General features: G+C 61.1%; 17 protein-coding genes and 1 pseudogene. 9 read left to right on the forward strand and 9 right to left on the reverse strand.

Features of this window, described 5'->3' with window-relative positions; all coding sequences use genetic code 11:
* The first annotated feature begins 57 nt into the window (after nucleotides 1–57).
* Both GEV39_RS13575 and GEV39_RS13580 read left to right on the forward strand, forming a co-directional pair.
* A complete protein-coding gene (locus GEV39_RS13575; RefSeq protein ID WP_173889686.1) occupies nucleotides 58–804 on the forward strand; it encodes a GntR family transcriptional regulator in 747 nt (248 codons plus the stop codon).
* Nucleotides 805–826: 22 nt separating this feature from the next.
* Nucleotides 827–1,390 carry an NUDIX hydrolase gene (locus GEV39_RS13580; RefSeq protein ID WP_047150251.1) on the forward strand — a complete coding sequence of 188 codons (564 nt, stop codon included), beginning with the start codon at nucleotides 827–829 and terminating at the stop codon, nucleotides 1,388–1,390.
* Nucleotides 1,391–1,497: 107 nt separating this feature from the next.
* Here GEV39_RS13580 and GEV39_RS13585 read toward each other — a convergent pair.
* Nucleotides 1,498–1,621 (reverse strand): annotated as a pseudogene (locus GEV39_RS13585) (LysE family translocator); the annotation flags it as partial.
* A gap of 329 nt (nucleotides 1,622–1,950) precedes the next feature.
* Between GEV39_RS13585 and GEV39_RS13590 the strand changes: the two are divergent.
* The gene (locus GEV39_RS13590; RefSeq protein WP_173889687.1) at nucleotides 1,951–3,363 is read left to right on the forward strand and encodes a purine-cytosine permease family protein; all 1,413 of its coding nucleotides are present in this window, start codon (nucleotides 1,951–1,953) and stop codon (nucleotides 3,361–3,363) included.
* A 424-nt stretch (nucleotides 3,364–3,787) separates the two neighbouring features.
* A complete protein-coding gene (locus GEV39_RS13595; RefSeq protein ID WP_218581692.1) occupies nucleotides 3,788–4,750 on the forward strand; it encodes a DMT family transporter in 963 nt (320 codons plus the stop codon).
* A 52-nt stretch (nucleotides 4,751–4,802) separates the two neighbouring features.
* On the opposite strand, the gene GEV39_RS13600 is transcribed toward GEV39_RS13595, so the two are convergent.
* Nucleotides 4,803–5,507, reverse strand: coding sequence for an NUDIX hydrolase (locus GEV39_RS13600; protein WP_173889689.1), 705 nt, complete (start codon nucleotides 5,505–5,507; stop codon nucleotides 4,803–4,805).
* Between the two features lie 138 nt (nucleotides 5,508–5,645).
* On the opposite strand from GEV39_RS13600, the gene GEV39_RS13605 reads away from it, so the two are divergent.
* Nucleotides 5,646–6,296, forward strand: a complete 651-nt coding sequence (locus tag GEV39_RS13605) for an isochorismatase family protein (protein WP_173889691.1) — start codon at nucleotides 5,646–5,648, stop codon at nucleotides 6,294–6,296.
* Nucleotides 6,293–7,492 (forward strand): nicotinate phosphoribosyltransferase, encoded by a 1,200-nt coding sequence (gene pncB / locus GEV39_RS13610; protein WP_173889693.1) that lies wholly within the window; start codon nucleotides 6,293–6,295, stop codon nucleotides 7,490–7,492. The genes GEV39_RS13605 and pncB overlap by 4 nt, the downstream gene beginning before the upstream one ends.
* Before the next feature lie 165 nt (nucleotides 7,493–7,657).
* On the opposite strand, the gene GEV39_RS13615 is transcribed toward pncB, so the two are convergent.
* The 3 genes from GEV39_RS13615 to GEV39_RS13625 all read right to left on the reverse strand — a co-directional run bounded on the left by GEV39_RS13615 (nucleotide 7,658) and on the right by GEV39_RS13625 (nucleotide 12,000).
* On the reverse strand, nucleotides 7,658–8,920 hold the full coding sequence (locus GEV39_RS13615) for an OprD family porin (RefSeq protein WP_115294230.1): 1,263 nt from the start codon (nucleotides 8,918–8,920) through the stop codon (nucleotides 7,658–7,660).
* Between the two features lie 96 nt (nucleotides 8,921–9,016).
* Nucleotides 9,017–10,369 (reverse strand): MFS transporter, encoded by a 1,353-nt coding sequence (locus GEV39_RS13620; RefSeq protein WP_029887978.1) that lies wholly within the window; start codon nucleotides 10,367–10,369, stop codon nucleotides 9,017–9,019.
* Nucleotides 10,370–11,127: 758 nt separating this feature from the next.
* Nucleotides 11,128–12,000 carry a LysR family transcriptional regulator gene (locus GEV39_RS13625; RefSeq protein WP_173889695.1) on the reverse strand — a complete coding sequence of 291 codons (873 nt, stop codon included), beginning with the start codon at nucleotides 11,998–12,000 and terminating at the stop codon, nucleotides 11,128–11,130.
* 110 nt (nucleotides 12,001–12,110) lie between these two features.
* Between GEV39_RS13625 and GEV39_RS13630 the strand changes: the two genes are divergently transcribed.
* Together GEV39_RS13630 and ppnN are read left to right on the forward strand one after the other, a co-directional pair.
* On the forward strand, nucleotides 12,111–13,172 hold the full coding sequence (locus GEV39_RS13630; protein WP_173889696.1) for a YeiH family protein: 1,062 nt from the start codon (nucleotides 12,111–12,113) through the stop codon (nucleotides 13,170–13,172).
* 127 nt (nucleotides 13,173–13,299) lie between these two features.
* Nucleotides 13,300–14,673: a nucleotide 5'-monophosphate nucleosidase PpnN gene (gene ppnN, locus GEV39_RS13635; protein ID WP_173889698.1), complete on the forward strand. Its 1,374-nt coding sequence runs from the start codon at nucleotides 13,300–13,302 to the stop codon at nucleotides 14,671–14,673.
* 112 nt (nucleotides 14,674–14,785) lie between these two features.
* On the opposite strand, the gene GEV39_RS13640 is transcribed toward ppnN, so the two are convergent.
* Both GEV39_RS13640 and pssA read right to left on the reverse strand, forming a co-directional pair.
* Complete coding sequence (locus tag GEV39_RS13640) at nucleotides 14,786–15,931, reverse strand: GGDEF domain-containing protein (RefSeq protein WP_173889700.1); 1,146 nt, start codon at nucleotides 15,929–15,931, stop codon at nucleotides 14,786–14,788.
* A gap of 292 nt (nucleotides 15,932–16,223) precedes the next feature.
* A complete protein-coding gene (gene pssA, locus GEV39_RS13645; protein WP_173889702.1) occupies nucleotides 16,224–17,552 on the reverse strand; it encodes a CDP-diacylglycerol--serine O-phosphatidyltransferase in 1,329 nt (442 codons plus the stop codon).
* Between the two features lie 181 nt (nucleotides 17,553–17,733).
* Here pssA and cahR point away from each other — a divergent pair, with 181 nt between their 5' ends.
* Complete coding sequence (cahR, locus tag GEV39_RS13650) at nucleotides 17,734–18,741, forward strand: transcriptional regulator CahA (RefSeq protein ID WP_173889704.1); 1,008 nt, start codon at nucleotides 17,734–17,736, stop codon at nucleotides 18,739–18,741.
* Between the two features lie 59 nt (nucleotides 18,742–18,800).
* Here the strand turns inward: cahR and GEV39_RS13655 are convergent, their stop codons facing one another.
* Together GEV39_RS13655 and creA are read right to left on the reverse strand one after the other, a co-directional pair.
* Nucleotides 18,801–20,135, reverse strand: coding sequence for an MFS transporter (locus GEV39_RS13655; protein WP_173889706.1), 1,335 nt, complete (start codon nucleotides 20,133–20,135; stop codon nucleotides 18,801–18,803).
* A 141-nt stretch (nucleotides 20,136–20,276) separates the two neighbouring features.
* Nucleotides 20,277–21,488 (reverse strand): creatinase, encoded by a 1,212-nt coding sequence (creA, locus tag GEV39_RS13660; RefSeq protein WP_173889708.1) that lies wholly within the window; start codon nucleotides 21,486–21,488, stop codon nucleotides 20,277–20,279.
* Nucleotides 21,489–21,528 lie beyond the last annotated feature (40 nt).

Here is a 21,528-nt window from a genome sequence, read left to right on the forward strand (position 1 = left end):
CAAGGTTCGTGGTGCTATTGCGGTTGCGGCCGGGCAGCCTCTTTAAGAGCGCACTTGATGAAACGCCAGCCACTCGACGACAGCTTCAAGGTCAACCGCAACCCCGTTACCCTGCGCGAAATCGTGCTAGACAAGCTGCGCGCGGCGATCATGAACTTCCACCTGCTGCCTGGCGACCGCCTGGTCGAACGCGACCTCTGCGACCGCCTTGGGGTCAGCCGTACCTCGGTTCGGGAAGCGTTGCGTCACCTGGAATCCGAAGGCCTGGTGGAATTCGCCGACGCCAAGGGCCCACGGGTGGCCATCATCACCCTGGAAGACGCCCGCGACATCTACGAGCTGCGTTGCGTACTCGAAGGCCTGATCGTGCAGCTGTTCACCCTCAACGCCAAGGCGAAGGACATCCGTGCCCTGGAGCGCGCGCTGGAGGTCAACCGCGAAGCCTTGGAAGAAGGCGAGTTGCAGCAGGTGCTGGACTCGGTTCAAGGCTTCTACGACGTGCTGCTGGAAGGCTCCGGCAACCAGGTGGCGGCGCAGCAGTTGCGCCAGTTGCAGGCACGCATCAGCTACCTGCGCGCCACCTCGGTGTCGCAGGAAAACCGTCGTGGCGCCAGCAACCGCGAGATGGAAAAGATGGTCGAGGCGATCAAGGGGGGCGACCCGCTGGTTGCCCACCAGGCCTCGGTCGACCATGTGCGTGCGGCTGCCAAGGTAGCCCTGGATTACCTGCGCCAGAAGCAGGAAGACCACGTCAAGGTGCGCGACATCGTCGAGCCCTTTGCGCTGAAGGATCCACGTATTTAACGCCACGCACAGGCCGCTGATCATGCCTAACGCCCCGCGCTACTGCCCGCACTGCACCAAGGAACTGGCCCGGGGCGTTCCTGCAGGTGACACCCACGAACGCCTGCATTGTGGCGGCTGCGGCTACATCCACTACATCAACCCGAAGATCATCGCCGGGTGCATCATCGAGCGCGACGGCAAGTACCTGCTGTGCCAGCGTGCCATCCCGCCACGCCCCGGCACCTGGACGTTGCCGGCGGGTTTCATGGAAGCAGGCGAGACCACCGAGCAGGCGGCGCTGCGCGAAGTGTGGGAAGAAAGCGGCGTGCGGGCCGACATCATTTCCCCGTACTCGATTTTCAGCGTGCCGAAAATCAGCGAGGTCTACATCATCTTCCGCGCCATCGTGACCGAAGAAACCGGGCAATACGGGCCGGAAACGTTGGCGTACAAGTTCTTCGCACCGGATGAGATCCCTTGGGATCAGATCTACTACCCGGCGATCCGGCAGATTCTCGAACGTTACATCCTGGAGCGGCAGGCTGGGGTGTATGGCATGTACATGGGTAATGACGATACCGGCAAGGTGCACTTCATGCGTTAGCCTGTGCGGGCCCTATCGCGGCAAGCCGGCTCCCACAGGATCACCACAGCATCGAAGGGTTTGATGTGCCTGTGGGAGCTGGCTTGCCGGCGACAGGGCCAGTGGGGTCAGTTGATTTGCCCGGCTATCAGCCCGAGCGCCACGGTAATCATCGCCCCCCCCGGACACCCGCCCTACCAGCGTGGCCGCGCCGGGACGGGTGCTCAGCACGGCCTTTGCGCCATACCCCAACTGATCGAAAAACCCTTACCGAACTGCAAAAAGGCAACACTTCCTGGCGCCCCAAAAATGCCCAGGGCGCACCAGCGAAGCTCACCCATCACCGCCCCCACAACGCGCAACCCCTCTACCCCAAGCCCCTCAGCCAACTGGCACCCTCCTTGCTACAGTCAGCCGCTTAAGCTTTTGTCAGCCTTAGGTTTTTTAAGGCTTAAAGGTACATATTTACTAATTTCCCGTTACCCCAGCGGCCCGCATCATCGCTCCAACAAGAACGCGTCGCCCATCGCCGGGACGCACCCGGGCAGTTGCCAATGCCCTACCTTGCCTTGGAGTCAGTCATGACCAGTGCAGCCAATTCGGCACCCCTGATAGAAAAACACACGATCGGCTATGTGCCACCGCAAGACCGCCATGGAAAGGTAAGGGATCTGTTCACGCTGTGGTTCGGCGGCAACATTGCGCCGCTTCCCATCGTCACCGGCGCGTTGGGCGTGCAGCTGTTTCACCTGAACCTGATATGGGGCATCGTCGCCATCCTGGTGGGCCACCTGCTCGGTGGCGTGCTGATGGCCCTGCACTCGGCCCAGGGCCCGCAAATGGGCATCCCGCAGATGATCCAGAGCCGTGCCCAGTTCGGTACCTTGGGCGCGCTGCTGGTAGTAGTGATTGCCGGGGTGATGTACATCGGCTTCTTCGCCTCCAACATCGTGCTCGCCGGCAAGTCTTTGCACGGTGTGGTCGACGCCGTACCGGTGCCGGTCGGTATCGTCATCGGCGCGCTGGGTTCGGGCATCATCGGCATCATCGGCTACCGCTTCATCCACGTCCTCAACCGCATCGGCACCTGGGTGCTGGGTATCGGCATCGTGGTCGGCTTCGGCTATATCTTTACCCATGTGCAGAGCGACGACTTCCTCAGCCGCGGTAGCTTCAACCTGGCCGGCTGGCTGGCCACCGTGTCGCTGGCGGCGCTGTGGCAGATCGCCTTTGCCCCCTACGTGTCGGACTACTCCCGCTACCTGCCGGCAGACGTGAAAGTCAGCTCGACCTTCTGGACCACCTACCTGGGCTCGGCCCTGGGTTCGAGCCTGTCGTTCATCTTCGGCGCCGTGGCGGTGCTGGCCATTCCGGCCGGCATGGACACCATGGATGCGGTCAAACTGGCCACCGGGACCCTTGGCCCCGTCATGCTGGTGCTGTTCCTGCTCAGTGTCATCAGCCACAACGCCCTCAACCTGTATGGCGCGGTGCTGTCGATCATCACCCTGGTGCAAACCTTCGCCTACCGCTGGATCCCGACCGCCAAGAGCCGCGCGGTACTGTCGCTGATCGTGCTGTCGGCGTGCTGCGTGGTCGCCGTGTTCGCTTCGGCGGACTTCATTGGCCACTTCGTAGACATGGTGCTGGTGTTGCTGGTGGTGCTGGTGCCGTGGACGGCGATCAACCTGATCGACTTCTATGCCATCCACAAGGGCGACTACGACATCCAGTCGATCTTCCAGGTCGATGGCGGTATCTATGGCCGTTACAACCCGCAGGCACTGCTCGCTTATGCGGTAGGTATCGTGGTACAGATCCCATTCATGAACACGCCGCTGTACGTGGGGCCGATTTCCGAGCACATCAACGGCGCCGACCTGTCGTGGCTGGTGGGGCTGGCGGTGACTTCGCCGCTGTACTGGTGGCTGGCCAGCCGTGACAGTGCTTACCGGCGCCGGCAGATGAGTGCCAAGCTGGCCATGGGGCATTGACGGTTTCCTTCGGGCCTTTTTACGGCTGGCCCGGAGGTGAATGGAATATGGGGGCACTCCTGCAATGGGTGTGCCTCAAGCGCTGCTTGACCACACGCCTGCTGGCGATCATGAACGATGCAAACGGCTGACACGGCGCGGCAAGGCAACGACCGATGTCGTGATCTGACACGTACACGTCGCCTGCGATCGGCTTGCGAATACTGTCTACAAAAATAATACACACATCGACCCGCCCCGCGCCGTGGGCTGGTCGACGTGGTATCCGCGAGTAATACAGCCTCGCTTCACAATTCCAACGCTGTGGCGCCTCTCTGCACCGTGCAATTCGCCCGGGCTCATAACGATAAACTCCCAGTACTCGAGACCCGCGTGGCGCAGCCGGGAGTGCATGCGCGCGCGACATTGTGAAGACTTGACTGCCATGATCGCCAGTTCCATCCCTGTTGCCGGTGCTGCCGCCGGCCGGCGTAACGCCCTGTGCGTTGCGCACCTTGCCGCTTTGCTGTTTGGCCTGACCGGTATCCTCGGTCACCTGATCGAGGCTGACCCTAGCATCATTACCTTTGGCCGCGCCACCTTCGCTTTCATCGCCCTGGGCTTCGTCGCCGGGTTGAAGGGCACTTGCCTGCTCGACGCGCTCACCGTGCGCAACCTGCCGGTACTTGGCCTGACCGGGGCCCTGCTGGCTACCCACTGGGTGACCTTTTTCATCGCCGTGAAGGTCGGCGGCGTTGCAGTGGCGACCCTCGGCTTTGCCAGCTTCCCGGCATTCATCGCCATGATCGAGCGCGGGGTGTTCGGCCAGCGCATGAGCGCGGTGCAAGGCCTGCTGCTGTTGCTGGTCAGTGCCGGGCTGGTGCTGGTGGTGCCCACCTTCAATCTGCTCGACAAAGGTACGCTAGGCCTGCTTTGGGGCTTGGGGTCGGGCCTGGCGTTCGCCCTGCTGGCGGTGGCCAACCGCCGCACCAAGTCGAGCATGAATGCCCTGCAGGTAGCGTTCTGGCAGAACGTGGTGGTGGCGGCACTGGTGGGGCCCTTCGCCTTCACTCACCTGGGTACTACCAGCCTGGCGGGCAGTGACTGGGTCAACCTGGCGCTACTGGGTGTGTTCTGCACCGGGCTGTCGCAGTTCCTGTTCGTCAAGAGCCTCGAAGGGCTGGAAGCGCGTACGGCGGGTATGATCATTGCGCTGGAGCCGGTGTACGCGATCATCGGGGCGTGGTGGTTGTTTGGTGATGAACCGAGCCTGCGCATGATGGCAGGGGCTGCGCTGATTGTGCTGGCGACTCTCCTGGCAGCGGCACTCAAGCCGCTGGCCGAACATGGCGAGGCAGCCGCTGCGCGCAGTGACGCTCCGGTCGGCCGGGCGTCAGCCCTGAGATGAAGGGCCGCGGGGGGCACTGGGTCGCAGTGCCGCCTGCCCCTCAAGCTGCACCCTAGCCCCCCTCGGGCAACAGGCTGCGATCAAACATGAACACCCGCCCACCCAGCGGCGTGTACTGGTACAACTGCTGCGGCCGGCCCAGCCTGGGCTGGTTCTTCTCGCCCGTGTCCTTCACCCACCCCAGCTCACGCAAGCGCTCCAGGCGTTTACGCAGCGAGGTGCTGTTCACCGTCTGCCCCAGGCATGCCTGAACCGCCCCCAGGGCATCGAGCACGGTGAATTTCTCCGCCAGCAGGTACAGCGGCAAGCTGCTGTACACGGTCTTTGCCGCCAGCCGCTCGCGGGCCCGCTCCACCAGCAACGTGTGGTCGAAAGGCAAGAGCACCTTGCGCGCCAACACACTGTCCAGGTCGAAAAAGGCCAACTGCTCACCCAAGGCTGCCTGCCCAGGGCCGATCAAGGCGAGGTAATAGGTGCTCAGCGACCAGCCCCGCGGATCGCGAAACGCATTGCCCTCGGTACCCACCTGCTCCATGTAGCACGGCACCAGCCGGGTTTTTTCGCGCAACGCGCGCTCGGCCGCGGCCTCCAGGCTGATGTCAGGGGTGCGACCATTGACGATCACCCCCGGCAACGCCCACTGACCGGCATGCGGTTCGCGCTCACGGCGGTGCAACAACACTTGCAGATGATGCGCATCGGGGGCCAGGCGCAGGGTCACGATATCGACACTGGCCAGGACTTCAACTGTACTCACCGGGTTGCTCCTCATTCACTGGCTTAATAATCCACCAGAGACACTAAGTAAATCAATAAGCAAATCCACGGGGAAAGACGCTTGACACACTTAGATCACCAGGTAGATTATGTAGCCAGTCCAGCAAGGAGAACCGCCATGAAAATCGCCAGTTTCGATGTCGATGCGCAGAACGGCTTCACCGGCAACGCGCCGCAGGAACTCCCGGTTCCCGAAGGCCATGAAATTGCGGTTGACCTCAACACCATGGCCCTGCGCGCGGACCTGCGCCTGGGCAGTAAAGACGCCCACCCGGCCAACGCCGCCTGGGTTGTCGCCGACCCGGCGCACATGCTGCAGCCCCTGCAACTGGCCAACGCCGACCTGACCTGGGTCAGCCACTGCGTCCCCGGCACCCCTGGGTTCGAGCTGCTGCCTGGCCTGCCGGCGCCCATCGATTACGACTATTTCGTTTGGAAGGGTGTCGAGCCCGACCTGCACCCCTACGGCGCCTGCTATCACGACCTCGCCGAACGCCGCTCCACGGGGGTCATCGAATACCTCAAGGTACAGCAGGTAGGCGCGGTGATCGTCGGTGGCCTGGCCCTGGACTACTGCGTCAAGACCACCGCCCGGCAACTGCGCCAGGCCGGTTTCGAAGTGCTGCTGTACCTGCCGGCCTGCCGCGCGCTGACTCAAGCAGGCGCTATCGAGGCGTGCGGCGCCCTGGCCGCCGAGGGGGTCATCCTCTGCGGCGACGAGGCCGCGCTCGACCACCAGCTTGCCCTGTTCAAGGAACAACGCCCATGAGCGAAAGTGTTTTCGGCCCCCGCATCATCCAGAACCTGCTGGACACCGACTTCTACAAGATCACCATGATGCAGGCAGTGCTGCACAACTACCCCAACGCCGAAGTGGAGTGGGAGTTTCGTTGCCGCAACGACGAAGACTTGTCTCCCTACCTGGCTGAAATCCGCTACCAGGTAGAACAACTGGCCGAGGTCACGGTGACCCATGACCAGTTGGCCTATCTGGAGAAAATCCCTTTCCTCAAACCGGATTTCATCCGCTTTCTCAGCCTGTTCCGTTTCAACCTGCGCTATGTACAGGTGGGCCTGGACGCCGCCGGGCAACTGGCAGTGCGCGTACGCGGGCCTTGGTTGCACGTGATTCTCTACGAGATCCCGCTGCTGGCGATCATCAGCGAGGTGCGCAACCGCTACCGCTACCGTGACGTGGTGATCGAACAAGTCGGCGAGCGCCTGTACCAGAAGCTCGACTGGCTGAAGGCCGAGGCCAGTGCCGAAGAGCTGGCCGGTTTCCAGTTGGCGGACTTCGGCACGCGCCGGCGCTTCTCCTACCGGGTGCAGGAAGAAGTCGTGCATATCCTCAAGCATGATTTCCCGGGGCGCTTCGTTGGCACCAGCAACGTGCACCTGGCGCGTGAGTTCGAGCTCAAGCCGCTGGGCACCATGGCCCACGAATGGTTCATGGCACACCAGCAGTTGGGCCCGCGCCTGGTCGACAGCCAGGCCGCCGCACTGGAATGCTGGGTCAGGGAGTACCGAGGGCTGCTCGGCATAGCGTTGACCGACTGCATCACCATGGATGCCTTCCTCGGCGATTTCGATCTGTATTTCGCCAAGCTGTTCGATGGCTTGCGGCACGACTCTGGCGATCCACTGGTGTGGGCGGAAAAAGCCATTGCTCACTATGAACGGCTGGGGATCGACCCAAAGAGCAAGACCCTGATCTTCTCCGATGGGCTGGATTTTGCCAAAGCGCTGGGGCTGTACCGGGCGTTGCATGAACGGATCAATGTGAGCTTCGGCATTGGTACCCAGTTGACGTGCGATATCCCGGGGGTAGCGCCGATGAACATGGTTATCAAGATGACCGCGTGCAATGGGGCGCCGGTGGCGAAAATTTCCGACAGCCCTGGCAAGACCCAGTGCCGGGACGAGAATTTCGTGGCCTATATGAAACACGTTTTCAAGGTGAATTGATGGCGGCTGTGCCGGCTTCATCGCGGGTGATCTTGCGCCCACCAAGCCGGCACTGTCAGTCCACCTGCGCCACCTCCTATCCCCCACCCTAGGGAGCTGCCAATAAACCCTCCGGCGGCATAAGCTGAAACGGGCCGACTAATCTGTGCGGCCCGCCTTAACACGTTAGAAATTGAAGGTATAACGCATGATCAATCGATTTTCATTGGCGCTGTCCGCATAGGTCGATCGGTTCGTAGCGTTACGCCATTGAAAAGAGACGCCTTTGGCTGGGCCACTCTGGATGACATAAGAGAGGTCGGTCACTCGCTCCCACTCTTCACCCTCGCTCCCATTTTGACGAAGTGAAGCGGCTTGGCGGGTTGTTAGCAGAGCAGGATCAATATCATCGCCTTTCGTATATCGGGTGGTGAAAAGCAATCCAGGCACGCCCAACGCGGCGAAGTCATAATCGTATCGGGCGAACCAGACACGCTCGTTGGGCGCAGTGAATGTACTGACCAGCGACTCACCGAACAGGTAGGTATCTGTGCCGTTTATGAACGCAAATGGCGTGTCGCCCCACGCCTTCTGATAGCCGCCCCCGATGATGTGCCCATTTATGCTATAAGCAACGTAGCTACTCAGTGTCCGGTTATCTACGCTACCCAGTTTTTTAGCGCCGGTTTCGCTGGCATCGAAAAAGCGAACATCCGCAATGACATCACCCTTCAAAAACGGCCGACTGACTTTGATTTCGCCGAAGTAGGACTTGTAGAGATCATCAAGTTCGGCGGCGTGCAGGCTAAGTCGCATGTCCTTATCAGCTTTGTAATCGAAGGCAATGTAATTGTAATGGTCAGCTTCGACCGGGGCATAGCCAAATACCGTGAGTGATTCGAAATCGGTAGAGTTACGCTGTTTCACAGCGTTGACCCTTGTGGCCGTAACCGTCAATGCATCAATATCGTTGACCGTCAGAGAACCCCCGCGAAAAACCTGAGGCAACAGGCGACTGTTATTGCTCCAGAGTAAAGGCATCAGAGGACTTAGCCCTCCTACTCTCAACTCAGTCTTGCCTACCCTGGCTTTGGCGGTGGCCACGAATTTTCCATACTCGTCTTCCACGTTTCTGTCGGAATCGAAGGGCAATAGTCCAGATCCCGTTCTGTCAGGGCTAGCGTCAAGCTTGACCCCCAACAAGCCCATGGCGTCGATACCGAAGCCCACGGGGCCTTCTGTGAAGCCGGATTGCAGGTTCAGGATAAAGCCCTGTGCCCACTCATCGCGCTTGGACTGCGCAGCCCCATCATTACGGAAATCGCGATTGTAATAAAAGTTTCGAAGCTCGAGACCACCTTTGAAATCTTCCACGAACGCAGCAGAAACATAAGGCGTCACCAGCAGAGCAGCAGAACAGGCTAATGACTTTTTATTAAAACCACCCATCACAGGCACCCTTATTATTGTTGTATGTTTGTGCATGAGCCGCAGGTCACCCCCATGCAAATGATGAACGTCGACCCCCTGCCTACAGCGCCGACATCAGGTCAGATCGTGTGAAACAATGACCTTGTTCCTCACCACCGTGGAGTCCGCGCGCGACTGGTTGATCAGGGTCACAGCAACAGCACCTACCAGACCGGCAAGGCCGATTGCCATGAAGTTCTGCTCCAGCGGCAAGGCCATCGATACGAGTGCCCCAATCAAAACTGGCGCGACTATCGCTCCGATACGACCGACCCCCGACGCAAAGCCCACACCCGTTGAACGGATGGTGGGGGGGTAAAAATCCCCGGCATACGCATAGGCCAGAAGTTGGGTACCGAGCGTGGAGCCACCCACGATGAACACGACGACGAAGAGCAGTTCAGTAGAACGCGTGTAACCCATTAGCGTGAGTGCAACTGCACCGACCACGTAAAACACCACCAACACCTGCTTGATGCTGAATTTATCGCTGAGCCAGCCACCGAAAAGTGCACCGAATATCGACCCGAGGTTGAACACAATAACGAAATTCAGGGCGGAACCGAGGCTGAAACCCGCCATGGCCATGAGCTTGGTGAGCCATGAGTTGAGCGCATATACCATGAAAAGCCCAGTAATGAACGCCAGCCAGATCATGACGGTGCTGTAGGCACGCCCTTCCTGGAAAAGGCTTCGTACAGGCTTGTCTTGCTCGGCAACAATATGAGGGTTACCGACAAGCGTAGTGTCATCCTTGATCATAAGTTCAGGACGAAGACGACGTGCAATGATTTTCAACTCGTCTTCCCGACCTTGCTTCAACAGGAAGCCGATAGAGTCGGGCATGGTCTTCAATATGAAAGGAATCAAAAAGACTGGTAGGGCTGCTACGTAGAAAACATATTGCCAGCCGTAGCTTTCGATCAGTTGCTTACCCGTGAGCGCTACCAAAATTCCGCCCACCGAATAGCCCGCGAAAACGAGGGTCACCAAGCGGGTGCGAACCTTCATGGGCGAGAACTCTCCCATCTGCGCCGTGCAGATAGGCAACACACCGCCGATTCCCAACCCTGCGATAAAGCGCAGGATGCTAAAGGTTAACGGATTGTCAGTGAAACCAGCGGCAGCAGTGAATAGGCTGAAGAGAGCCACACAGATTGCAATCATCTTTGGCCGACCTATACGGTCTGCCAGCGTCCCCAGAAAAATTGCCCCCAGCATGGTGCCAAACAAGGCTGAGCCAGCCATAACGCCGGCACTGGTTGCGTCAATTTGCATATCAACCATGATGGCTGGCAGTGCTGCCCCCACCACTGCCAAGTCGTAACCATCAATGATCAGTATCAGCACGCACCAAAAAAGAATCAACCCATGAAAGCGATTGAACTTAGACTCTCCGGCCAACGTGAACACATTCAAAGCACTCATACCGTATCTCCTTCAATCTTATTTTTTTCTACTGAAGTGTACTTACGTGTCGCGATCGCAGGCCAATCCAACATGCTCGACTGTCTGCATGAAACTGCCAGGACTGTCTTTCAGCCCAGGCACAATTTACGCACCCGCCCCATGCCTGAAGCCGAAGTACTTGCGGTAACTACTTTGATAAACGCGAGGTAGCGAGCCAGCACTTGGCGCTGACACGGGCAGGGACATTCTTTCCGGCCACCACAACCACTCAAGTCACGCCTGTTGGTCTCGAACGGTGATGATGGAGAGGCAGAAGTCGAGTTCGCCTAATTCGGGCGTTTGGGAGAGCAATCATTAAAACGGGTGCGGGCAATCAGGTCTTCAAATGTGCAGTGTGTACTGACACCGTGAGAGCCTTCGCCAAAGAGGTCGCTTTGGTCAGCTTGAGCATTGCAATCACAGCGTTCAATACATGCACCCACAGACAACCAGGGTCCACATGTTTGAAGATCAACAACATGCTGATAGCCAAAGCTAGGTAACGCAGGAAAGTAACAAGGCATCACGATGCGTCCCTCTGATTTGTTCTTATTGGGGAGAAGTCGCTGAAGCGTCAGAAAAATAATCGCCTTCGAATGACGTGCGTGACAATGGTAAAAGCGCCCAAAATCTGTGACCGGATTTGCCACTCACGATCGATAACTTCAGAAGGATTGTCCACGCACTTGCAGTGATAGAGCGGTGAGGGGGAGTACCGGTGCGGGCGACGTTTTGTGCTATGCCATGCACAACGCCAGAAACCGCGCCGCCGCCCGCGAGGGCGTAGCGGCGTGCGGCATCAATATGGAAAAACGACGCACCAATGCCTGGGGATGCACCTGCAAGCGTTGCAAAGCACCGTCCTCGTGGCGTATGGACATGGCTGAAACAAAGCCGATGCCCATGCCGGCACGCACCGCTTCCTTGACCCCCTCCACACCGGCGATTTCCAGCGCCACACGCATGGCTACGCCATCACGGGCGAATGCCCGCTCGACGATCTGCCGCACCCCCGAGCCGCTTTCACGCAACACCAACGGATAGGCCCCCAGCGCCGCCAACGACTGCTCGTGCGTGCCTGCCAGGGGGTGCCCGCGCGGCACGATCGCCACGATTTCGTCCTCGCGCCACGGCGTGGTGTGCGTGCCAAGGGGCAAGTCCTGGCCGGGCGGCCCCTCGATGAGGGCGATATCGACGCTGTCCAATGCCGCCACGATCTCCGCCGTGTTGCCATGCGAGGTCGTTACCAGCACGTCCGGGTACTGCCGATGAAAATCGGCAATCAGGTAAGGCAACAGGTAACTGGCGGGCGTGGTGCTGGCGCCAATGCGCAAGGTGCCGCGCTCCAACCCGCGCATGGCCTCGCGCAGGGCCTGGGCTTGGCGGAAGGTATCGCGCAAGCGCTCGGCGTGTGCGAGCAGTTGCTCGCCAGCCGCTGTCAGCCGCACGCCGCGACCGGCACGTTGGTAAAGGGGTTCGCCGAACGCCTCCTGCAGCAGCTTGAGCTGCCCGGAAACCGCAGGCTGCGACAGGTGCAGGGCCTGGGCCGCATGGCTGATGTTGCCATGCTCGGCAACGGTGGCGAATGTTATCAGCTGTTCTGGGGTCATTAACGGAAAATATCAGCTAAACGGATACTTGCCATCCTAAATTACGATTTTTTATAAGGTTATAACCGGATTAACGTAGGCCTCGTCGAATCATTGCCCGGAGGACTCACATGGCCACGGTACCGTCCCACCCTGCCTATACCCCTACCCTTTCCACCAAAGGGCGGCTCAATGGCATTCTGTTCGTCGCGCTGTTTGCGCTGGCTGTGACGCAACTGGCGGCCATACCCGCCATCGCCAGGCTTGGCATCAGCCCGCTGATTGTCGGCATCGTCGCCGGTGCGCTGTATGGCAACGCGCTGCGTGACGGCGTGCCGGCAAGCTGGGCCGCGGGTATCCATTTTTCCGCTCGCGGCTTGTTACGCATTGCCGTGGCGTTCTTCGGCCTGCGGGTGAGCCTGCAGGAAATTGCCGAGGTAGGCTGGTCGGGGCTCATCGTCTCGCTGCTGGTGGTTGGCAGCACATTGCTGATCGGCCTGTGGTGCGGCATGAAAGTCTTCAAGCTCGACCGCGACACCGCGCTGCTGACGGCCGCCGGTAGCGCCATCTGCGGGGCAGCCGCCGTGCTGGCATTCGAATCGGCGCTGCGCAGCGCCCCGCACAAGAGCGCTATGGCGGTAGGCAGCGTGGTGCTGTTCGGCACCTTGTTGATGTTTGTCTACCCCTTGGCGATCAACGCTGGCTGGCTGCACCTGGACACCTTGGGTTCCGGCCTGTTGCTGGGCGGCACCATCCACGAAGTGGCCCAGGTGGTCGGCGCCGCCAGCAACGTCAGCCCGGAGGTCACCCACATCGCGACCATCGTCAAAATGACCCGGGTCATGCTGCTGGTACCCGTGCTGCTGGTGGTCGGCCTGTGGATCAGCCGCTCGCGCCAGGCTGGCCAAGGCAAAGGCAACGGCCGCATCGCCATGCCCTGGTTCGCCTTCGGCTTCCTCGCCCTGGTGCTGGTGAACTCGCTGCAGGTGCTGCCCGGCAGCGTGACCCAGGCGCTCAACGGCCTGGATACCTTCGCCCTGACCATGGCAATGACGGCACTTGGCATGGAAACGCGCTTGAACCAGATTCGCCAGGCCGGGCCACGGGCGCTGGCGACCGGTGCGCTGCTCAACCTGTGGCTGGTTGGCGGCGGCCTGGCAATCACCCTTGGGGTGCAGAAGTTGTTGAGCTGATCGACAACCGGGCGGCGAAGCAGGCGCAGCCCTGCAAAGGTTTTTCACCGCCCCCCTCGTTGCCGCCCACATTTCTCGGTATGGTGTTGTCAAAGAAGGATGTTTTACCCGCACAGGAAAGACTTAGATGCCTCAACGCCATGTCATCAATGCATCCGTCAGCCCCAAAGGCAGCCTGGAGACGCTGTCACAACGTGAAGTGCAGCAACTGAGTGAAGTTGGTACCGGTAGCCTTTACACCTTGTTCCGCCAGTGCGCCCTGGCCATCCTCAACACCGGCGCCCATGTCGACAATGCCAAGACCATCCTTGAGGCTTACCGGGACTTCGAGGTGCGTATCCACCAGCAGGACCGTGGCGTGCGCCTGGAGCTGCTGAATGCCCCGGCCGACGCCTTTGTCGATGGCGAGATGATCGCCAGCACCCGCGAAATGCTGTTCAGCGCCCTGCGTGACATTGTTTACACCGAAAGCGAACTGGCCAGCCAGCGCATCGACCTGGAAAGCTCCCAGGGCATCACTGATTACGTGTTTCACCTGCTGCGCAACGCCCGCACCCTGCGCCCGGGTGTGGAGCCCAAGATGGTGGTGTGTTGGGGCGGCCACTCGATCAGCAGCGAAGAGTACCAGTACACCAAGAAGGTCGGGCACGAACTGGGGCTGCGCAAGCTGGACGTGTGCACCGGTTGCGGCCCTGGCGTGATGAAGGGCCCGATGAAGGGCGCGACCATTGCCCATGCCAAGCAGCGCATGCATGGCAGCCGCTACCTGGGCCTGACCGAGCCGGGCATCATCGCTGCCGAGGCGCCCAACCCGATCGTCAACGAACTGGTGATCCTGCCGGACATCGAGAAGCGTCTGGAAGCCTTCGTGCGTGTCGGCCACGGCATCATCATCTTCCCCGGTGGCGCCGGTACGGCAGAGGAATTCCTCTACCTGCTGGGTATCCTCATGCACCCGGATAACCACGAGCTGCCGTTCCCGGTGGTGCTCACCGGCCCGCGCAGTGCCGAACCCTACCTGCAGCAGTTGCATGCCTTTGTCGGTGCCACGCTGGGCGAGGCGGCGCACCGCTTGTACGAGATCATCATCGACGACCCGGCAGAAGTTGCCCGGCACATGGTCGAAGGGCTCAAGGCGGTGAAGCAGTTCCGCCGCGAGCGCAACGACGCCTTCCACTTCAACTGGTTGCTGAAGATCGAGGAAAGCTTCCAGCGCCCCTTCGACCCTACCCATCAGGCCATGGCAGAACTGGACCTGCGCCGCGATCTGCCACCGCACGAACTGGCGGCCAACCTGCGCCGGGCGTTTTCCGGCATCGTCGCCGGCAACGTCAAGGACAAGGGTATCCGCCTGATCGAGGAGCACGGTCCTTATCAGATTCGTGGCGACAGCGCTGTGCTCGATCCACTGGGGCGGTTGCTGCAGGCGTTCGTCGACCAGCACCGGATGAAGTTGCCCGGCGGGGCGGCGTATGTACCGTGCTATCAGGTTGTGACCTGACAGCACCTTGCGCTAATGCGCGTCAGTCATGCAACTTGGGGCCGCGTTGCGGCCCATCGCCGGCAAGCCAGCTCCCACAGGGATCGCCTCAGGGCTGACCAAGGCTGAAGCCTCACTGGCCAACCCCCGCCATCGACCGCTCGACAAAACGAATACTGTCCCGCCCACCCCGCTTGGACTGATACAACGCCACATCACCCTGCTCGATCAGTGCCGCCAGACTCGCCGGCGGCTGGTCGAACAAGGTGGCGCCAATACTCAGCGTCACCGCCTCCGGCGTCGGCACCGTCTTGCCCGCATACAGCTGGAACTGCTCCCGCAAGATCCCACCCAGGTCCAACACCCGCTCATTGCTGGTGCCACTGAGCAATATGACAAACTCGTCCCCGCCCAAACGCGCTGCCAGCGACCGCTCCGGCAGCACCGTACGGATCATCTCGCTCAGGGCAACCAGCAACCGATCCCCGGCAATATGCCCATGCAGGTCATTGACCAGCTTGAAATTGTCGATGTCGATCAGCAGCAAAGCACCGGGCTGGGTGGGGCTGACGTTTTTGAAAAAAGGGGCTGCCCGCACTTCCAGGGCCCGCCGGTTGTACAGCGCGGTCAGTGGGTCGCGTGCCGCCAACCGGGCAATCCGCTCCTCGCGTCGGTAACGCACGGTGCCAGTCATCGACAAGGCAATCAGCATGATCGCCATCGCCCCCTCCACCAGCGAAACCTGAATGATCAGCCCGCCAAACGTGGCCAGGTCAATCAAGGTACCCGGTGCAATCGCAATGATTGCCTTGACCACATAGAACACACCATGGAGCAACAGCACGTAGCGCAGCTGCACCGCGCCAACGCTCAACGACTTGCCATGGGGCCGCAACAGGAGGCTCGCCTTGAGGGTCAGCGCCGCCACCAGCAACGAGTTGACCATCAACATCACCTTCGACCACTGCGGCCCCACGGGCAACAGCAGCAAGGCGAACCAGACCAGCACAATGATCAGCCACGCCCGTGACAAACGCTCTTGGGTAAAGCGCAGCACACCCCACAAGAAAAACCCATGGGCCACCACCAGCAAGCCATTGGCGAACCAGATGCCGATGAACAGCAAACCGAGCCCGCGCAACAAGGCCAGCACGCAACCGACCGTGATGGTGGCGAAGCCCGCGCTCCACAACAGAAGCGAGGACTCGCGAACACTGCGCCATTCAATTGCCAAATACAGGGCAGCCGCTGCTGCCAGGGCAACCGAAATGGTCAGCATCGTAGCTGGATCTAGCGCCATATACGCTTGGGCCTATCTGGTTAACAAGGAAAAAGGGCGCGATTGTATGCGCTTGTGATGACTTTTCAGAGGGGCTCTGGTCGGGAGCCTGTAAATCATAGCTCAACCGCAGGAACGCCTGCGGCAGCACCGATATCATATTGATATCACCGCAGGCTGAATAGCTGACCTGACGATCAGCCACCTTCCCTTCATGAGGCCCACGGTCAGGCCCAGGCAGCCATTTCCTTGCGCCAGATCGTTACGCTACCGCGCTGTGCTCCAGCCGGTGTCACAACACCCGCTTGATCAACGGCTCCAGGCGGCTGTAACGCAACCGCCGCAGGAACCGACGCACTTCCTTGGGGTGTTCGGCCTTCACGCCCAAGGTCTCCAGTGAATCGATCGGCGGCGCGAACCGGCGCAACCCGTCGAGCTCCGCTTCACGCGGCGCCAACCATTGCCCATGCGGGTCGTCGATCAGCAAGCCGTTCTCCAGGTCCAGGTTGAACCCCCGCGGGTTCAGGTTGTTGCCGGTCAGCAGCGAATAACGCTGATCGACCCACACCCCCTTGGCATGAAACGTATGCCCCGGATCGTTCCAGATGCGCACTTGTAGCTGCCCGCTGGCTATCGCCGCCTGGCGGCGCCGAACGAAGGTGCGCAAGGTGTCCTCGTACAGGTAAGGCAACGCGCCACTGGCACTGAACGGTTCACCTGGCGGGATATAGAAGTCGTTCGCTGTGCGGTCGCCGACAATCAACTCCACCCGCACCCCCCGCGCCAACGCTTGGTCAAGCTCGCGCATCACGACACGTGGCGGGTTGAAATACGGCGTACTGATGATGATCTGCGCCTGCGCCGCCGCCAGCAGCGCACACACGGCCCGGTTCAACCGGTTGCCTCGGCCCACCCCCAGCAGCGGTATGACCCGCAGGCCCTGCCCTGGCTCAGGGGCCGGGGCCTGATAGGCCATGCGCCGCAACCGGGCGCGCAGGCGCCGGATGTCACCGCGCAGGCTACGGGTAGAAGGTGGCGCCGGCAGATCGAGACGCGGCGTGGCGGCCGGATGCAGCAGGCGCTGCACCAGGTCGGCCATGGCATCCGCCAGTGCCGGTGACTGGAACAGGTGATAGCGGTCCAGGCGGTAGCGTTCGAAACGGTGCAAGTACACGTTGTTCAGGCTGGCACCGGTATAGATCACACAGTCGTCGATGATGCTGCCCTTGAGGTGCAACACCCCAAACAGCTCGCGGGTCTGCACCGGCACCCCATGGATGGCGATCTCCAGCCCGTGCAACTGGCGCTGGGCCTGGTACCAGGCCGCATTGCCCGGCTGACGCCCGGCCCCCAGCAGCCCGCGGCGGGCGCGGAACCAGTCGACCACAACGGTGATTTGCAGGCCTGGGCGCGCGGCCTTGGCCTGGTACAAGGCGTCCAGTACTTCCTGGCCTGCCTCGTCTTCCTGCAGGTACAGGGCCACGATGACAATGCGCCGGGTGGCCATGCCGATACGCTCGAGCAGGCAGGCACGGTAGGCCTTGGCATCGGGCAGCACCTGAATCGAGTCGGGTGCGATAGCGTAGCCTGGCAGGCTTGCCAGCAAGGTTTCGGGGTTCACTGACAATCACCTTCTCTATGCGATCACTGTCGGCCCTGCCAACGGGCAGAGCCATTCCTGGCCGCTGCGCCCTGGGTGTAAGATCGACCCGGCAACGACCTATAACAACAAGCACCACGCGAGGCCCTGTTTTCTCACTGCCCCTGACAAACCACGGCTCAGCTTGCACAGGTACAGCGCAATGGTCCACCCCGTTTCTGCAAACCCGCCGCTTTCTAGTGTAAAGCGTTGTTCGGTCAAGACCTTCGGCTTTCTGATTTTGCCCAATTTCACCACGATCGGCCTGGCATCGGCCGTCGAAACACTGCGCATGGCCAACCTGGCCGCACACCAACCCTTGTTTCGCAGTGTATTGATTGCGGCGGATGAAGCACCGGTGGTGGCCAGCAACGGCATGCGCGTACTACCCGACTACAGCATCGCCAACGCCCCTGCCCTGGACACGCTGCTGGTGGTAGGCGCCAACCCGATCGACCGTGGCCGCGGCAACCGCCCGCTGATCGAGTGGCTGCGCCACCTGGCACGGCAACACCTGCCCCTGGGCGGTATCTGCACCGGCAGTTACCTGCTGGCCAAGGCCGAGCTGCTCACCGGCTACCGCTGTACCATCCACTGGGAAGACCTACCAACCCTGCAAGCGCACTTTCCCGGCATCGTCATCTCCAGCCAGCTGTTCGAGCTGGACCGCGACCGTTATACCTGCTCGGGCGGGGTGGCGGCGATGGACATGATGCTGCAACTGGTAGCCCGCGAGCCCGGTGGCCAGGCTATTGCCGCCAAGGCCGCCGAACTGCTGCTGTGCGATCGCGTGCGTGGCGAGCGCGACCGCCAACGGGTGCCGTTGCGCACCCTGCTCGGCAGTGCCCAGCCCAAACTCAGCCAGGTGGTGGCGATCATGGAGGCCAACCTCGAGGAACCGCTGACCCTGGAGGAGCTGGCCAGCCTCAACGAGGTGACCGTGCGCCAGCTCGAAAGGTTGTTCCACAAATACCTGCAACGCACCCCCAGCCAGTACTACCTGGAACTGCGCCTGTCGCACGCACGGGAGTTGCTGCTGCGCAGCGATGTGCAGGTGCGCGAAGTGGCGCTGGCGTGCGGGTTCAGTTCGCCAGCGCATTTCTCCAAGAGCTACAGCCGGTTCTTCGGGTTGTCACCACTGGGCGAGCGGCGGCAGGCCTCGCTGCACTGACAGGGGTCATGGGCTAGGTCAGGTTCGCACCCTTTGCGCGACGTGCGTAGCCAGGTGAGTCAATCTTCCAGCGCAGAGTGAGCTGTTTCCCGGCACATCAGCATGGCCACCAGCGCCACCAGTGCCGCTGCCAGCAAGTAACCCGCCGGCGCCAATTTGCTGCCGGTCACCTGGATCAGCCAAGTGGCAATGAACGGTGCAGTGCCGCCAAAAAGCGCATTGGCCGCATTGAAGCTCAAAGCAAAACCGCTGAAGCGCACCCGCGTGGGAAACAGCTCTGCCAGCAGGCACGGCAAGGTCCCGTCGTTCATGGCCAGCATCGCACCGAACAGAATCTGGATCGCCAGGATCACCAGCAGCGGTTGCCCGTCCAGCAGGCTGAATAGCGGCACGGTCAGGCCAAGGAACAACAGCGATGCCACCACCAGCATGGTTTTGCGTCCAAACAGGTCAGACAGCCGCCCCATCAGGAAAACAAGGCCGATATAGGTGGCCAGCGACACCGTCGAAGCAATGAATGAGTCCCGCTCGCTCATGCCCATTTCAGTGGACAGATAGGTCGGCATGTAGCTGAGCAGCAAATAGAACGCCACCGCGTTCAGGCAGGTAACCCCCATGCCGATAGCCAGGCTGCGACGATGCTGGCCGAGCAGTTCGCGCAAGGGCGCCGGAGCAATGCCGGCCTTGGCTTCCAGGCGCTGCTCCATTTCCAGGAACTTGGGCGTGTCCTGCAAACTGATGCGGATGTAGCGCCCCACCAGGCCAAACGGCGCCGCTAGCAGGAACGGCAGGCGCCAGCCCCAGCTGTGCAGGGCTTCATTGCTGAGCGCTTCATGCAACAGCGCGACGAACGCTGCCCCGAACAACAGGCCCGCCGCGGTACTGGCAGGCACAATGCTGGTGTACAAGCCACGCCGGCCCGGCGGCGCGTACTCGGCCAGGAACGCTGCTGCACCGGCATACTCACCCGAAGCGGAAAACCCCTGCACCAGTCGAATCAGCAACAGCAGCGCCGGCGCCCATAGACCGATCTGGGCGTAACCGGGTAGCAAGCCGATGCAGAAGGTGGACAGCGACATGACCAGGATCGACCACGACAACGCCTTGCGCCGGCCATACCGGTCGCCGAAATGGCCCCAGACGATGCCGCCCAATGGGCGTACCAGAAACGACAGGGCGAACACTGCAAAGGTTGCCAAAAGGCTGGTGGCCTTGTCGGCCTGCGGGAAGAAGGTGGCGGCGATGATGGTGGCCAGGTAGCCATAGGCTGCGTAGTCGAACCATTCGACGAAGTTGCCCATGAAACTGGCCCGGGCAGCCCTGCGCAGGGCTTGGCGTTCGGCGCTGTGCGAAACGCCAGCGACGGCGGATGGGTCAAGGGTGGTGCTGGACATGACGGGTACCCCATGGTTGTTCTAATTGGAGGCAGGGTGTGGTGGTCATACGGGATATTGTTGTTGTGTGTAGTGGCTTTGGCGCCGACACACCGGCGCCCTCAGGGCGCTGGCGTGCCGGCGATGAAGCCGGCATCAGTCTTATGTGCGAATGATGTTGTGCTCCGGCCCATACGGGAACCGAGTGATGTTTTCGGCACCGCTGTCGTTGACGATCAGGATGTCATGCTCGCGATAGCCACCGGCCCCAGGCCGCCCTTCGGGCAGCATGATCATCGGCTCGATCGACACCACCATGCCCGGCTCCAGCACTGTGTCGATGTCTTCGCGCAGTTCAAGCCCGGCCTCGCGGCCGTAGTAATGGCTCAAGGTGCCGAATGAGTGGCCATAGCCGAAGGTGCGGTATTGCAGCAGGTCATGGCGAAGGAAAATGTCATTCAGTTCACGGGCAATGTCGCTGCAGCGCATGCCTGGGCGCACCAGTTTCAGTCCGGCTTCGTGCACCTCGACGTTGGCCTGCCATAGCCGCAAGTGCGCCTCCGGGCAGTGGTCGAGGAACAGCGTACGCTCCAGGGCGGTGTAGTAGCCGGCGATCATCGGGAAGCAGTTGAGGCTCAGGATCTCCCCCTTGCCAACCCGGCGGCTGGTGACCGGGTTGTGTGCACCGTCGGTATTGAGCCCGGACTGGAACCAGGTCCAGGTGTCCATCAGTTCGGCATCCGGGAAGCGTCGGGCAATCTCGCGCACCATCGCCTGGGTCGCGTGCAGCGCCACCTCGTACTCCGGCACCTGGTCACGCAGTGCCTCGACCACCGCAGCCCCGCCGATATCGGCTACCTGTGCACCGTGGCGGATCAGCGCCTGTTCCTCGGCCGACTTGATCATGCGCATGCGCATGCAGGGCGCGCCGATATCCACCAGCTCGGCTTTCGGATAGCAGGCCGCGAACTTGGCGTGGTTCTGCAGGTTGAGGTGGTCGTACTCCACCCCAATGCGCGAGGCCAGGGGCAACGCCTGCTGGATCGCGACGAAGTAGTTGTCACGTTGCCAGTCGGTGTAGACGATATTGTCCGTGCCGACCGTACGCCGCCACGGTTGCCCGCCATCGATATTGGCGCTGACCGAGACGACCTTGTCCTGGGTAACGACCAGCGCATAGGGGCGGCCGAACGAGCAATAGAGGAAGTCGCTGTAATAGTTGACGTTGTGGTACGAGGTGAAAATGGCCGCTTCGATGTCGTGTTCCGCCATGTACGCCCGCAGCCGGGCGTGGCGGGCGGCATATTCCTGGGCAGAAAAGGTCGGCTGCACCTTGTTGCCGTTGCGGATTTTCAGGGTCTTGGGCATTTGCATGGTCGGGTTTCCTTGTCGTTGTGAGCACGCTGTTCAGGCC

The organism is Pseudomonas sp. NY5710, assembly GCF_013305665.1.
Taxonomy (GTDB): Bacteria; Pseudomonadota; Gammaproteobacteria; order Pseudomonadales; family Pseudomonadaceae; genus Aquipseudomonas; species Aquipseudomonas juntendi.